Raw genomic sequence first — 13,647 nt, forward strand, 5'->3', positions numbered from 1 at the left:
CTCAGCCCCCTCGCTTCGCGGCGCCGGCGTCGCTTCCGCCCTCGTCCTCGTAGGTATAGCGGAAGTCGCAGTGGCTTGCGCCCTGCATGATGGTCTGCGTGCGCTTCATCTTCAGCTTCGGGTCGTAGCCTTCGCAAAAGCTGCCATCGCGCTGGCAGGACAGCAGGTGCCCGATCTCGCCGAGGCCCATCTCGCGATACATCTCGGCGTAACGACAGCGGACCACGTCGAAGTCGTACTCGGTGTCGGTCTTGCGGCGCACCTCGATCTTCAGCGCGTCCTCTTTCTGCCAGAGCTTGCTCATGTCCACGAAGTGCTGCAGCGAGGTGCCCTGCTCCGTTTCGGCAGCGAAGCGCCGGGCCTGCTCGATCGCCGACTGGCGCACGGCGTCGCCGACCGTCTTCATCGCGACCTCCTTGCCGTGGCTGGCCTTCAGCACCTGGTAGACGTGACCGAGGATCTCGGCCTCGATGCGCCGCTTGGCGAGCATCGACAGGTTCTCGGGATGAGCCGGCATCGCTGGCCGGGTCTGCTTGTCATCGCTCATCGATCGCCTCCTTCGGCGAGGGAAGGGTTTGCAGGGCGAGCGCCGCTTCGGCAGCGACGCGCTCGGACCAGTGCCGCCCGGGGATCGCGTCGATCAGCGCGCGCGTGTATTCGTGGCGCGGCTCGGTGAAGACCTCGGCCGCGGGGCCGGTCTCGACCACCCGGCCGTACTGCATGACCGCGACGCGGTCGCAGATCTGCGCGGCGACCCGCAGGTCGTGAGTGACGAAGATCATCGACAGCCCCAGGCGCGATTTCAGGTCGGCCAGCAGCTTCAGCACCTGCGCCTGCACCGACACGTCGAGCGCCGACACCGGTTCGTCGGCCACCAGGATCTCGGGCTCCAGCGCCAGCGCGCGGGCCAGGCCGATCCGCTGGCGCTGGCCGCCCGAGAACTCGTGCGGATAGCGGTCGACCGCGTTCGGATCCAGTCCGACCAGCTCGAACAGCTCGCGAGCCTTGGCAAGGGCTCGGGCGCGCGGCACGCCGTGCGCCACCGGTCCCTGCGCGACCAGGTCGCCGGCCCGCCGTCGCGGATTCAGCGAGGCGAAGGGATCCTGGAACACCATCTGCACCCGCTGCGTGGCCGAGCGCAGCTCGCGCCGCGACATCGAGGCCAGGTCCACCTCGCCGATCCGGATCCGTCCGGCATCGGGATCGAGCAGCCGGACGATGCAGCGCGCCAGCGTGGACTTGCCGGATCCGGACTCGCCGACGACGCCCAGCGTCGAGCCCCTCGGCAGCATCAGCGACACGTCGTCGAGCGCGCGCGTCTCGCGCGCGCCGCGCCCCAGGAAGCCGCCCGTCCGATAGACCTTGGTCAGCTGCTCGACCACCAGCGCTGGCGCGTCGCCGACCTCCCGCGCGGGGGGAGGCGCGAGCGGAGGCACCGCCGCGATCAGCTGCCGGGTATAGGGATGTCGCGGCGACTCCAGCACCTCGCGAACCGGGCCCTGCTCCACCAGCACGCCATGCTGCATGACCGCGACCCGGTCGGCGATCTCGGCGACCACGCCGAAATCGTGGGTGATGAAGAGCACGGCCGTGCCCTTGCGGCGCTGCAGGTCGCGGATCAGCGCCAGGATCTGGGCCTGGGTGGTCACGTCGAGCGCCGTGGTCGGCTCGTCGGCGATCAGCATGCGCGGCTCGAGCGCGAGCGCCATCGCGATCATCGCGCGCTGGCGCTGGCCTCCGGAGAGTTCGTGCGGATAGGCACGCGCCGACGCCGCCGGGTCGGGAATGCGGACCTCGGCCAGCAGGGCCAGCACCTTCTGCTCGATGGCCGAGGCGTCGAGGTCGGTGTGGATGCGGAACATCTCGCCGATCTGGTCGCCCACGGTGCGCAGCGGGTTGAGCGCGGTCATCGGCTCCTGGAACACCATCGCGATCTGGGCGCCGCGCACCTCGCGCATCTGCGCCTCGTCGAGCGCGAGCAGGTCGCGGCCGTCGAACTCGATGTCGCCGGCGACGACCTTCACGCCCGTGGGCAGCAAGCGCATCAGCGCGCTGGCCGTCATCGACTTGCCCGATCCGGACTCGCCGACCACGCAGAGGATCTCGTTGGCCGACAACTCCAGGTCGAGGCCGCGGATCGCGTGCGCGCGGTCCGCCCCCGGCGGCAAGGCGACGTCGAGGCCGCGCACGCGCAGCAGCGGCGCGCCGCCGGCGATCGCCGCCACCCTGGATGCGTAGCCGGCGCTCATCGCGACCTCAGACGTGGGTTCAGCGCGTCGTTCAGGCCCTGCCCGACCAGTGACACCGCCAGCACGGTCAGCAGGATGGCCACGCCGGGAATCGCCGACACGTACCACTGCGTGCGCAGCACGCCGCGGCCATGGCCGATCAGGTTGCCCCAGGAGGCCACGTTCGGGTCCGACAGGTTCAGGAAGGCCAGCGCGCTCTCCATCAGGATGGCCAGCGCCATGACCACGCTGGCATAGACGATCAGCGGCGGCATCGCGTTGGGCAGGATCTCGCGGAAGATGATCGCGCCGTCGCGCAGGCCGATGGTGCGGCAGGCCTGGACGAACTCGCGATTGCGCAGCGACAGGAACTCGGCTCGGGTGAGGCGCGCGGGCGCTGGCCAGGAGACCAGGCCGATCGCCAGCATCACGGTGGTCAGGCCGGAGCCGAACACCGCCACCAGCACCAGCAGCAGCAGGAAGTTCGGAACGGTCTGGAAAGCCTCGGTGATCCGCATCAGCAGGTTGTCGACCCAGCCGCCGTAGTAGCCGGCCACCGCGCCGACCACGATGCCGAGCGCGATCGCGACCATCGTGGCCACGAAGCCGATCAGCAGCGAGATGCGCGCGCCGTGGAAGATCTGCGCGGCGATGTCGCGTCCCGATGCGTCGGTTCCCAGCAGGAAGCGATCGGTCGCGAACGGCCACTGCAGCGGCCGCCCCGCCAGGCTCAGCGGATCGCGGGGGTACAGCATGTCGGCGCTGGCGGCCATCACGAGGACCAGCACCAGAAGCACCAGCCCGATCACGGCGCCGGGGTTTCGAACGTAAAGACGAAGGAAGGCCATGGCTTCAGTGCCCGGTGCCGATGCGCGGGTCGAGCCGGGCATAGGCGAGGTCGACGATGAAGTTGATCACGATGACCAGGAGCGCCGAGATGAAGACGATGCCCAGCAGCGTGTTGAGGTCGCGCTGGACCACCGAGTCGTAGGCCAGCCGCCCGAGCCCGGGCAGCGCGAACACGCTCTCGACGACCACCGAGCCGCCCAGCATCGCGCCGGCCTGCAGGCCGATCAGCGTGACCATCGGCAGCAGCGCATTGCGCAGCACGTGGCGCACGACGACCGCGGTTTCGTTGAGCCCCTTGGCGCGCGCGGTGCGCACGAAATCGAGCGTGAGCACCTCCAGCATCGACGCGCGCATGATGCGCAGGTAGATCGCCAGGAAGATCAGCGCCAGCGTGACCGTGGGCAGCAAGAGGTGGCGGGCGATGTCGAGCACCCGGGCAAGGCCCGTGTAGCCGGCACCGATGGACTCGAAGCCGCCGGGCGGCAGCCAGGACAGCCGCACCGCGAACACCACGATGCCCATCAGGCCGAACCAGAACGAGGGCGTGGCGTAGAAAACCAGGCCCAATGTGGAGATGGCGGTGTCGGGCCACTTGTTGACCCGGCGCGCCGCGATCACGCCCAGCGCCATGCCGGCCGCGAACGCGAAGGAAAGCGCCGAAACCATCAGAAGCAGCGTGGCCGGCAGCCGCTCGAGGATCACGTCGACCACCGGCTTGCCGTAGATCGCCGAATGGCCGAGGTCGAAGCTGACCAGCCGCCACAGGTAGTTGCCGAGCTGCACCGCCACCGGCAGGTCGAGCCCGTAGTGGCGGCGCAGTTCCTCGATCATCGCGGCGTCGCCGCCGCCCATCTGCGCGACCAGCGCGTCGACCGTATCGCCGGGCGCGAGCTGCAGCAGCAGGAAGAGCCCCGCCAGGATGATCAGGAGCGTCGGCAGGCTGGCCGCCAGCCGACGCAGCGCGAGCGAGAGGACCCTCACGTCAGGCCGAGAGCCACAGGTCGTGCCAGCTGCTCGAGATCCAGCGCGGCTGATTGTGGTGGTTCTGCAGCGAGTTGTTGGTCACCGAAATCAGCAGGCGCTCGATGGCCATCCATAGCGGGATCTCCTCGTTGACGCGCTTGACCCAGTCGGCGTACAGCTGGCGCCGCTTGACCGGGTCGGTCTCGAAGGCGGCCGCGTCGATCAGCTTGTCGACCTGTTCGGACTGCCAGCCCCACTGGTTGGTCCAGGGCGCGCCCTTGGGGCTGCCCGAGCGGTACCAGACGGTGGTGGACACGGCCGGGTCGCCGCGATACTGGTGCCAGCCGGTGGCCAGGTCGAAGTTCCAGTCCTTGTACACATTGCTCAGGAAACCGGCGGCGTCGTAGCGGACGATCTCCACGCCGATGCCGACCTGCTGCAGCGACTGCTGGATGAAGGTCGACCACAGCGAGATGTCCTCGCCCCAGGGCGCCGGCACCAGACGGATGCTGAAGCGCTTGCCGTCGGCGCCCTTCTTGTAGCCGGCCTCGTCGAGGAGCGCCTCGGCCTTGCGCTTGTCGAAGGGGTACTTCGGCGCGTCCTTGGGGAAGAACTTCGGCGCGCTGCTGGGAATCGGGCCTGCGGCCGGCTTGGCGAAGCCGTAGAGGAAGTTCTCGCAGAAGAATTCCACGTCGAGCGCGCGCACGATCGCCTCGCGCACGCGGCGATCGGCGAGCTCCTTGCGGCGGAAATTGAACTCGATCGTGTTCATCACCGCGTTGCCCTCGTTGCCGCGGCTCGACACCTCGAACTTCGGGTCCTTCTTCAGGCGGTCGAGGTCGGCCAGCGGCAGCGCGCCTTCCGCGCTGATCTGGATCTGTCCCGACTCGATGGCCGCCACCGCCGCGGCCGGGTCGGGGATGAAGCGCCAGACGATCTGGTCGAGGTAGGGGAAGCCCTTGCGCCAGTAGTTCTCGTTGCGCACCGCAATCACGTACTGGCCGCGCTCGTACTTCGAGAACTTGAACGGGCCGGTGCCGATCGGCGCGGTGTTGGCCGGGTTCTCGAGCACGTTGGTGCCCTCGTAGACGTGCTTCGGCGCGATGTATCCGAGGTCGGACATCGCGCGCAGCATCAGGTCCATCGGCATCGGCCGGGAATACCGGAACACGGCGGTGTGCGCATCGGGCGTGTCGACGCCCTCGAGATAGAGCTGCAGCGCTGTGCCGTAGTTCAGGTGCTTCTTCCACATCTCCATGGCCGTGTACTGGACGTCGGCCGAGGTGAAGGGCTTGCCGTCGTGCCAGTTCACGCCCTGGCGCAGCTTGAAGGTGATCGTCTTGCCGTCGGGCGACGTCTCCCACGACGTGGCGAGCACCGGTGTCGGCTCGCCCTTCGCATCGAGGTCGACCAGCGGCTCCATGATCTTGCCGCCGACCACGTAGACGCCGGTGGAGGCGCGCAGGGCCGGATTCAGGATGCGCTGCTCGCCCTGCATGTGGACGGTGACGGTGCCGCCGCGGCGCGGCTCGCCCTTGCCCTGCGCCTGGGCGAGGCCGGGAATCGAGGCGGTCAGCGCGACGGCCGGTGCGGTCTTCAGTGCGTCACGACGGGTAAAGCTCATCTTTCATCTCCCTTTCATGTTGTTGCGACGATGCCGATAGCCGTCGGCAAACCTCTCTTATTACGCCCGGGGCGCGCCCGAGTCGATCGAATCCGTTCTGCGCATATCGTTATCGCGTCGCGGTTTCAGATTTCGCGCCGGTCGAGTTGCCGGTAGTGCAGCAGCATCAGCGGGGCGACCCGACGCGCCAGCGAATGCAGGGGCAGCGGCGCCGGCTCGCTGAGCGGCAGGGCAAGCTCGTTGACCGGAACGCCTCTGACCGCCTTGGCGAACTCGCCGCCCAGCGCCATCGACAGGGCCACTGCCCGCCCGTTGCAGCCCACCCAGGCCCAGCCGTCGGGACCCAGCCGGTGAAAGCGCGGCATGAAGTCCGCCGTCATCCCCACATAGCCGTTCCAGACGTGATCGAAGCGCACCTCCCCGATCTGCGGCCACAGGCGCCGCAGGCGATCGCCGATCATCGCCTCGAGCCGCCTGACCCGGTTGAAGGGCGCGATGATCGCGCCGCCGGTCACCAGCCGGTTGCGCGCGTCCCAGCGCCCGAAATGCAGGTCTCCATGGGTGTCGGACATCGCCTGGCGGCCCGGGATCACGGTGGCGCGGACCGCCTCGGGCAAGGGCAGCGTGGCCATCTGCCAGGACAGCACCGGCACCACCTGGCGAGCGATCCGAGGCGCCAGCGTGGGCGAGAACTCGCCGGTATAGGCGTTGGTGGCCAGCACCAGCGCCCGGGCCCGCATCTGGCCGGCGGGCGTGCGCACCACCCATTGATCGCCCTGGCGGGCAAAATCGAGCACCGGCGTGTGCCCGAAGATCCGGCCGCCGGCCTCGACCACCGCCTGCGCCAGTCCGCGGGCCAGCGCCAGCGGGTTGACATGGCCGCCGCTGCGGTTCCAGAAACCACCGTGCCAGGCATCGGAGCCGAGCATCTCGCGCACCTGCGCAGTGCCCAGCAACTCGACCTGCGCGCCGCGCTTGCCCCACTGTCGCACCCGTCGCTCGGAGATCGCGATGCGGCCCGGGGTATGCACGGGCTGCACCCAGCCGGTCTGCTCCGCCTCGGCCGCGATCGCATGCTCGCGAACCGTGTCGAACAGCGTGTTCGCACTGTCGCGCAACAACGCGACGAAGCGTTCCCCCGCTTCGCCGTGACGGGCCTCGATGTCGTCCGGGTCGGGGCGAGTGAGCGTGGGAATGACCTGGCCGTTGTTGCGCCCCGATCCGCCCCAGCCCGGCTCGACCGCCTCCAGAACCGCGACATCGACGCCCGACTTGCGCAGGTTCAGCGCGGTGGACAGGCCGGTGAAGCCGGCGCCGATCACGACCACGTCGGCACTCGCGCTGCCGTCCAGCGCCGGACACGGCGCACCGGCCGGCGTGACCGTCGACCACAGCGACGCGAGATCGGCGACTGAGGCCGACCGAGACTCGGATACCATCGTTTGCTCCTTGCGAACAGGTCGGTTCAGGCCTGTTCCTCGATGCAATCGATTGTACGGGGAACGACGAGGCCGCTGCCCGGCCCGGTTCCGGTACGAAGGGTCTGGTCGGCGGCCTCGAGGCCGCGCATCAGGTCGGCGGCAAGATCGTCGGCGTCTTCCAGCCCTGCGTGGATGCGCACCAGCGGCCCCTGCATCGGCCAGGCGCGCGTGTTGCGGCGCGGCGTGTCCATGGGCAGCACAAGGCTCTCGTAGCCGCCCCAGGACAGGCCGATGCCGAAAAGCTGCAGGGTGTCGAAGAAGGCCGCGAGCGCCTCCCTGGGCATCGGCCGCAGCGCGATCGCGAACAGGCCGCTGGCGCCGGTGAAGTCGCGCCGCCACAGCGCATGACCGGGATCGTCGGGCAGCGCCGGGTGCATCACCCGCTCCACCAGCGGATGCCCGGAGAGCAGGTGGGCCAGGCGCAGACCGGTCTCCCAGTGCTGGCGCAGCCGCAGCGCAAGCGTTCGCATGCCGCGCATCGCGAGAAAGACGTCATCGGGCCCGATGGTCTGCCCGAAATCCTGGACGCCCTTGCGAAGAAGGGGCCAGGCACGCTCATTGGCCGTCGCCACGCCCAGGATCGCATCCGAATGGCCGACCAGGTACTTGGTGCCGGCCTGGATCGAGACGTCGACCCCGTGCACGAAGGGCTTGAAGTACAGCGGCGTGGCCCAGGTATTGTCCATGACCACGAACGCGCCGGCCTGTCGGGCCTGTTGCGCGATCGCGGGAATGTCCTGCATCTCGAAGGTGCCCGAACCCGGCGCCTCGACATAGACGACGCGGGTTCTCGGGCACAGCAGGCGCGCGATGTCGGCGCCGACGCCCGGATCGTAGAACTCGGCCTCGATTCCGAATCTCGCGAGCACCGCTTCGGCGAACGCGCGGACCGGGCCATAGACGCTGTCGCAGATCAGCACGTGATCGCCGGTGCGCACCAGGGCGAGGATGGCGTGGGTGCAGGCCGCCAGCCCGGAAGGCAGCACGATCGAGCCGTACCCGCCCTCGACCTCGGCCACCATTTCTTCCAGGGCAGCCGTGGTCGGCGTGCCGAAGCGGCAGTAGGAGGCGTAGGGGTTGTCCGGGGTCTTGCGGTTTTCCCACTCCTGGAGGGTCGACGACAGGATCGTGGAACCCCGGTAGATCGGCGTGTTGACCATGCCGTGGTGCTGGGCGGGCCGGCGCGCCGCGTGGGTCAGGACGGTCGACGGTCGAAGGGCCTGGGGCGCGGGCGGTTTGGGCGGCATGGACTGGCTGGGCAATCTTGTCGGGAGGACTCCCAGTATAGGAATGCGGACCCGAAAAATGGCTCCAAAATTCGCCCCTGGACGCCTGTTCATGGCAAAATTTTTCTACTCCGGTCAGTCAAGATGGAATGAACGTTTCGATGGACAAGATCGACAAGGTGATACTTTCACTCCTCCAAGAGGACGCGACCCTGTCCCTGCAGCAGCTCAGCGAAGCGGTGCATCTTTCGCCCACCCCCTGCTGGCGCCGGCTGCAGCGCCTGGAACAGGAGGGCTACATCCTGCGCAAGGTGGCGCTGCTGTCGCCGCAGAAGCTCGGGGTCGGCGTGACCGTGTTCGTGGCGATCCGCACGACCCAGCACAACGACCGCTGGATGCACAAGCTGCGCAAGGTCGTCGACGAGATCCCGGAGATCGTCGAGTTCTACCGGATGAGCGGCGAGATCGACTACCTGCTGCGTGTGGTGGTGCCCGACGTAAACGGCTACGACGCAGTGTACAAACGCCTGGTGAGCGGCATCGAGCTCTCGGGCGTGTCGTCCAGCTTCGCGATGGAGCAGATCAAGTGGACCACCGCGCTTCCGCTCGACTACCTGCCCGCCGACAAGCCCGGCCGGCGCTGACCGACGAACCGGACCGAGCCCGGGGACCCTGCTGCCGGGTCAGCTCTGCTCGAACCCGCCGCCGGCGAAGTTCTCGAACTTGGTGTACTGACCCACGAAGGTCAGCCGCACCGTGCCGATCGGGCCGTTGCGCTGCTTGCCGATGATGATCTCGGCCGTGCCCTTGTCGGGCGAGTCGGGGTTGTAGACCTCGTCGCGATAGATGAACAGGATCACGTCGGCGTCCTGTTCTATCGCGCCCGAGTTGTGGCTCACGATCCCGTCGGCGAGCCACGAGGCGGGACCGGGCACCGTCAGGTCGAAAACTTCTTCCTCGCCATCTGCCTCGATCGCCACGACGCGGTCCCAGAACAGGTCCGACTCGGCCCAGGTACGCAGCGCGTCGTCGTCGAGCAGCTCGGCGTAGTGGCCCAAGGTGGCACGCGACGGCGCGAAGCGGAAGTGCGAACTGCCGCCATACGAGGTGCCGCGCAGCGAAGCCATTTCACGTTGCGTGACCCCGCGATCGCCCATGACCGCGCGCACCTGCGTGAAGAGTTCTCGCGGCAACGTGTCGACGTTCGCGTTCGCCCGCGGCAGCAGCGCATCGAGGCGCGCAGCCAGCTGCCGCGCAGGCTCGGCGCGAGGCCCGAAGGCGCCGACGCTCGAAAGAAATGCTCGCTGCTGCTCGCTGCCCGACACGTCGACATTCCACACCGTCCTGCCGGTGGCGGGCTTCATCGCCCGAATCCGGGCCACGATCCCGAAGCGCAACAACAGCGCAGCCACGTCGCGCGCAAGCCCCTCGCTCGCGGTCGCGAAATACACGCGGGCCGCACCCCGCTGATCGGCGGGGCGCAGATGGATGGAGCCGTCGGTGGCCCACAGGTGGCGCAGCAGCAGCGCAAGCTGGGCGTTCGCAAGCGCGAACGCCTCGGCCGGGATGCGCTTCTCGTGCGAGCGCTGGCCGAAGATACCGAGCTGGCGCAGCCAGGCATTCACGCCCTTCGGATGCCAGCGGTCACCGTTGCCGGAAATGACGAGCTGGTGCCAGTTGCCGCGACCCGCGTGGCGGCTCACCGTGCAGCCGAATGACTCCGCCGCCCGCCTGACGGCCTCGGAGTTCTCCTCGGACGCGGTCGTGTAGCGCATCGGCTGGCCGGAAAGGTAGCTGCCGTCGCCGATCAGGTGACCGAGCAACACCAGCTGCTCTTCACGCCACGCCGGCGCCATGGATGGCTCCGGAACGCGCCGCGCGATCGCGACCCTGTCCCCGATCTGCATCTCTCCGACGGTCCGCCAACCCGTGCCGGTGAAGACACGATGCCCCGCCGTGGCGCGCAGCGAACGGCCGCTGGCCAGCAAGAGCCTGAAGACCGGCTTGCACCCGACCGGCCAGACACGGTCGCTGCGGGCCGCGACGACCCGCTGCGAGGCATCCATCGCCAGGACCTCGGGCTCGGTGCCCACGAGGCTCGCGATCGGCGCGCGGCGGCCATTGGCCAGCATGACCAGGGTGTCGCCGGGCACGCATTCACGGAGATCGGACATCACCGGCCGCTTGTTCGGCCGCTGCTCGAGCGAGCGGTTGAGCTGCGACAGTGCGATCACCGGGCAGTTCAGCTCCTTGGCCAGCCCTTTCAGGCCGCGCGAGATCTCGGAGATCTCGGTGGCGCGGTTCTCGCCGGAGGAAGACCCCGCCATCAGCTGCAGGTAGTCGATGATGACCAGGCCGAGCTGGCCGCACTGGCGCGAAAGCCTCCGCGCGCGAGCGCGCAGCTCGAGCGCGCTGAGCGCCGGCGTCTCGTCGATGAAGAGCTGCGTGTCCTGCATCTTCTGCATCGCGTTGGTCAGCCGCGGCCAGTCATCGTCGAGCAGCCGTCCGGTGCGCAGCCGCTGCTGGTCGAGCCGTCCGACCGAGCACACCAGGCGCATGGCCAGTTGCGTGGCGCCCATCTCCATCGAGAAGACCGCCACCGGCAGTCCCTGTTCGACGGCCACGTGCTCGCCGATGTTCAGACTGAATGCGGTCTTGCCCATCGACGGGCGACCGGCCACGATGATCAGGTCGCCCTGCTGCAGCCCCGAGGTCATCCGGTCGAGGTCGACGAAGCCGGTCGGCACACCGGTCACGTCGTTCGGGTTGTTCTGGTTGTAGAGCTCGTCGATGCGCTCGACGACCTTGCCGAGCAGGTCGGGCAGCTGGTGGAAGCCGGCCTGGCCGCGGGCACCCTCCTCGGAAATCTGGAAGATCTTCGATTCGGCCTGGTCGAGCAGCTGGCGGGTGTCCTTGCCCTGCGGACTCAGCGCCGCCGACGAGATCTCGTCGGCGGTGGTGATCAGCCGGCGCAGGATGCCGCGGTCGCGGACGATCTCGGCGTAACGGCGAATGTTGGCCGCCGAGGGCGTCTCCTGGGCCAGCGCGTTCAGGTAGACCAGCCCGCCCGCCTCGTCGGCCTTGCCGGCCGTCTGCAGCGCCTCGAGCACGGTGACCACGTCGGCCGGCTGGCCGCGCTCGATCAGCCGGGCCACCTGGTGCCAGATCAGCCGATGGTCGTGGCGATAGAAGTCGTCCTCGCGCAGCACGTCGGCCACGCGGTCGAAGGCGTTGTTGTCGAGCAGCAGCCCGCCGAGCACCGCCTGCTCGGCCTCGATCGAATGCGGCGGCACGCGCAGCGCGGCGATCTGCGGGTCGAGCGGCGGACGGCTTTCGGAGACTGAGGACATCGGTCGGGGGGAACTCGCTGGGTTCACCGGCACGCTGGGTTCGCCGGCAAGAAGCCGATGGTATTTCAAATGCGAGCGGGGCACCGAAGCGCCCCGGAAGCACAACGGGGCGCCGAAGCGCCCCGCGGGGAAGCGCCGCCCCGGGCGCGAGGGTCGCGACCCGGAGCGGCTCGCCCCGGCGGCTTGCGCCGCCGGGGCCTGGATCAGGCGGTTTCGCCGATCACCGTCACCTTGATGTTGGCCAGCACGTCGGTGTGCAGAGCCACTTCGACTTCGTACTCGCCGATCGCCTTGAGCGGGCCGTTGGGCATGCGCACCATGGCCTTCTCGACCGCGAAGCCCTTCTTCTTCAGGGCCTCGGCGATGTCGAAGTTGCCCACCGAACCGAACAGGCGACCGTCGACACCGGCCTTCTCGGTGATCTCGACGGCCATGCCCTCGAGCTGCTGGCCCAGCGCCTGGGCGGCAGCGAGCTTGTCGGCCTGGATCTTCTCGAGTTCGGCGCGACGCGTCTCGAATTCCTGGATCGCGACCTGGGTGGCGCGGCGCGCCTTTCCGGTCGGGATCAGGAAGTTGCGCGCATAGCCGTCCTTCACGCGGACGACGTCGCCCAGCTGGCCGAGGTTGACGACTTTTTCGAGCAGGATGATCTGCATGTTCTCGTTCTCCCGCGGCTCAGTGGTTGTCGGTGAACGGCAGCAGGGCGAGGAAGCGCGCGCGCTTGATCGCGACCTGCAGCTGGCGCTGGTAGCGCGCCTTCGTGCCCGTGAGACGGGACGGGATGATCTTTCCGTTGTCGGTGATGAAGTCCTTCAGCAGGTCGACGTCCTTGTAGTCGATCTGCTCGATCTTCTCGGCCGTGAAACGGCAGAACTTCTTGCGCTTGAACAGCGCAGCCTGCGCCGGACGGCGCGTCTTCTTGTCCTTGGAACCACGACGGGCAAAAGCCATGTCCATACCCCTTTCAATTCGAATTCGGTTCGTGCGATGCCGGATCGATCGCGGCGTAGCGGGTCACGTGCAGCGTCAGCGACTTCGACTGCCTGCGACGCGGGGCGAGAAAGCCGATCGCGTCGATTGCCTGCCCCAGCCTCAGGCCGTCCGCGCGCTGCGCGAGCGGCCCCGAGAAACTCAGGGCGATGTCGAACTCCACCTGCCTGCGATGTCCTGCCTGGGTCACCTCGCAACGATGCGCAAGCCTGGCGTCGAGGATCGGGATGCCCGCCGGCGTGTAGCGCAGCGTTTCCTTCCCGACCAGCTCGCCTGTCAGCCTCACCTGGTTGACCGGATCGAATCCCGATTCCGCCAACCGCGGCTCGACGACCGGCCCTGCCCGGCTATCCACCCGATTGCGTCGATTGCGCGATGAGCCCTGCCGCTACGATCAGCCTTGCTGCGGCTCGGAAACGGCCTTGCGGGCCTCTTCCTTCTGGATCTGCTTGAGCATCGGCGAAGCGCCGGTCTCGGCCTTCTTCATCGACACGACCAGATGGCGCAGCACGGCGTCGTTGAAGCGGAAGGCGTGCTCGAGCTCGTCGAGCGTGGGCTGCCCGCACTCGATGTTCAGAAGCACATAATGGGCCTTGGCCATCTTCTGGATCGGGTAGGTCAGCTGGCGGCGACCCCAATCCTCGAGCCGGTGGATCTTGCCTTCCTGGCTCTCGATCAGCGTCTTGTAGCGCTCGATCATGGCCGGAACCTGCTCGCTCTGATCGGGATGCACGATCAGGACGATCTCGTAATGACGCATCGTTTCTCCTTGTGTTCGCACGAACGCTGCATCGCCCCTCCCGAGAAGGAAGAGAGATCCGGAAAGCCCGGTTCGGATGCCGGCCGCCGGAAGGCGATGCGACGCGCTGTGCCTCGTGGACGAAGGCCGCCGGCGACAAGCGTCGATTCACCGTGCGGCGAGGAACCCGAGATAAT

13 protein-coding genes are annotated in these 13,647 nt (G+C 68.2%); 1 reads left to right on the top strand and 12 read right to left on the bottom strand.

The features are described from left to right. Position 1: 1 nt before the first annotated feature. The 7 genes from FHP08_RS08480 to metC all read right to left on the bottom strand — a co-directional run bounded on the left by FHP08_RS08480 (position 2) and on the right by metC (position 8,392). Positions 2-547, bottom strand: coding sequence for an L-2-amino-thiazoline-4-carboxylic acid hydrolase (locus FHP08_RS08480; protein ID WP_147704015.1), 546 nt, complete (start codon positions 545-547; stop codon positions 2-4). Further along, complete coding sequence (locus FHP08_RS08485) at positions 537-2,249, bottom strand: ABC transporter ATP-binding protein (RefSeq protein WP_147704016.1); 1,713 nt, start codon at positions 2,247-2,249, stop codon at positions 537-539. The genes FHP08_RS08480 and FHP08_RS08485 overlap by 11 nt, the downstream gene beginning before the upstream one ends. Beyond that, positions 2,246-3,076 carry an ABC transporter permease gene (locus FHP08_RS08490; RefSeq protein WP_147704017.1) on the bottom strand — a complete coding sequence of 277 codons (831 nt, stop codon included), beginning with the start codon at positions 3,074-3,076 and terminating at the stop codon, positions 2,246-2,248. The genes FHP08_RS08485 and FHP08_RS08490 overlap by 4 nt, the downstream gene beginning before the upstream one ends. A gap of 4 nt (positions 3,077-3,080) precedes the next feature. Further along, on the bottom strand, positions 3,081-4,058 hold the full coding sequence (locus FHP08_RS08495) for an ABC transporter permease (protein ID WP_147704018.1): 978 nt from the start codon (positions 4,056-4,058) through the stop codon (positions 3,081-3,083). A gap of 1 nt (position 4,059) precedes the next feature. Continuing rightward, positions 4,060-5,664: an ABC transporter substrate-binding protein gene (locus tag FHP08_RS08500; protein WP_147704019.1), complete on the bottom strand. Its 1,605-nt coding sequence runs from the start codon at positions 5,662-5,664 to the stop codon at positions 4,060-4,062. A gap of 125 nt (positions 5,665-5,789) precedes the next feature. Further along, entirely contained in the window at positions 5,790-7,103 is a 1,314-nt protein-coding gene (locus FHP08_RS08505) for an NAD(P)/FAD-dependent oxidoreductase (protein WP_147704020.1), read from the bottom strand. Between the two features lie 26 nt (positions 7,104-7,129). Then, a complete protein-coding gene (metC, locus tag FHP08_RS08510; protein WP_147704021.1) occupies positions 7,130-8,392 on the bottom strand; it encodes a cystathionine beta-lyase in 1,263 nt (420 codons plus the stop codon). A 140-nt stretch (positions 8,393-8,532) separates the two neighbouring features. Between metC and FHP08_RS08515 the strand changes: the two genes are divergently transcribed. Further along, a complete protein-coding gene (locus tag FHP08_RS08515) occupies positions 8,533-9,015 on the top strand; it encodes an Lrp/AsnC family transcriptional regulator (protein ID WP_147704354.1) in 483 nt (160 codons plus the stop codon). Positions 9,016-9,054: 39 nt separating this feature from the next. On the opposite strand, the gene FHP08_RS08520 is transcribed toward FHP08_RS08515, so the two are convergent. The 5 genes from FHP08_RS08520 to rpsF form a co-directional block, all read right to left on the bottom strand. Further along, positions 9,055-11,721, bottom strand: a complete 2,667-nt coding sequence (locus tag FHP08_RS08520) for a replicative DNA helicase (RefSeq protein WP_147704022.1) — start codon at positions 11,719-11,721, stop codon at positions 9,055-9,057. A gap of 203 nt (positions 11,722-11,924) precedes the next feature. Next, positions 11,925-12,377 carry a 50S ribosomal protein L9 gene (rplI, locus tag FHP08_RS08525; protein WP_147704023.1) on the bottom strand — a complete coding sequence of 151 codons (453 nt, stop codon included), beginning with the start codon at positions 12,375-12,377 and terminating at the stop codon, positions 11,925-11,927. Positions 12,378-12,396: 19 nt separating this feature from the next. Further along, positions 12,397-12,672 (bottom strand): 30S ribosomal protein S18, encoded by a 276-nt coding sequence (rpsR, locus tag FHP08_RS08530; RefSeq protein ID WP_147704024.1) that lies wholly within the window; start codon positions 12,670-12,672, stop codon positions 12,397-12,399. 13 nt (positions 12,673-12,685) lie between these two features. Beyond that, positions 12,686-13,030: a primosomal replication protein N gene (priB, locus tag FHP08_RS08535; RefSeq protein WP_187272227.1), complete on the bottom strand. Its 345-nt coding sequence runs from the start codon at positions 13,028-13,030 to the stop codon at positions 12,686-12,688. Positions 13,031-13,105: 75 nt separating this feature from the next. Beyond that, positions 13,106-13,471 (bottom strand): 30S ribosomal protein S6, encoded by a 366-nt coding sequence (gene rpsF, locus FHP08_RS08540; protein ID WP_147704026.1) that lies wholly within the window; start codon positions 13,469-13,471, stop codon positions 13,106-13,108. Positions 13,472-13,647: the final 176 nt, after the last annotated feature.

Source organism: Zeimonas arvi, from assembly GCF_008039575.1.
Taxonomy (GTDB): domain Bacteria; phylum Pseudomonadota; class Gammaproteobacteria; order Burkholderiales; family Burkholderiaceae_E; genus Zeimonas; species Zeimonas arvi.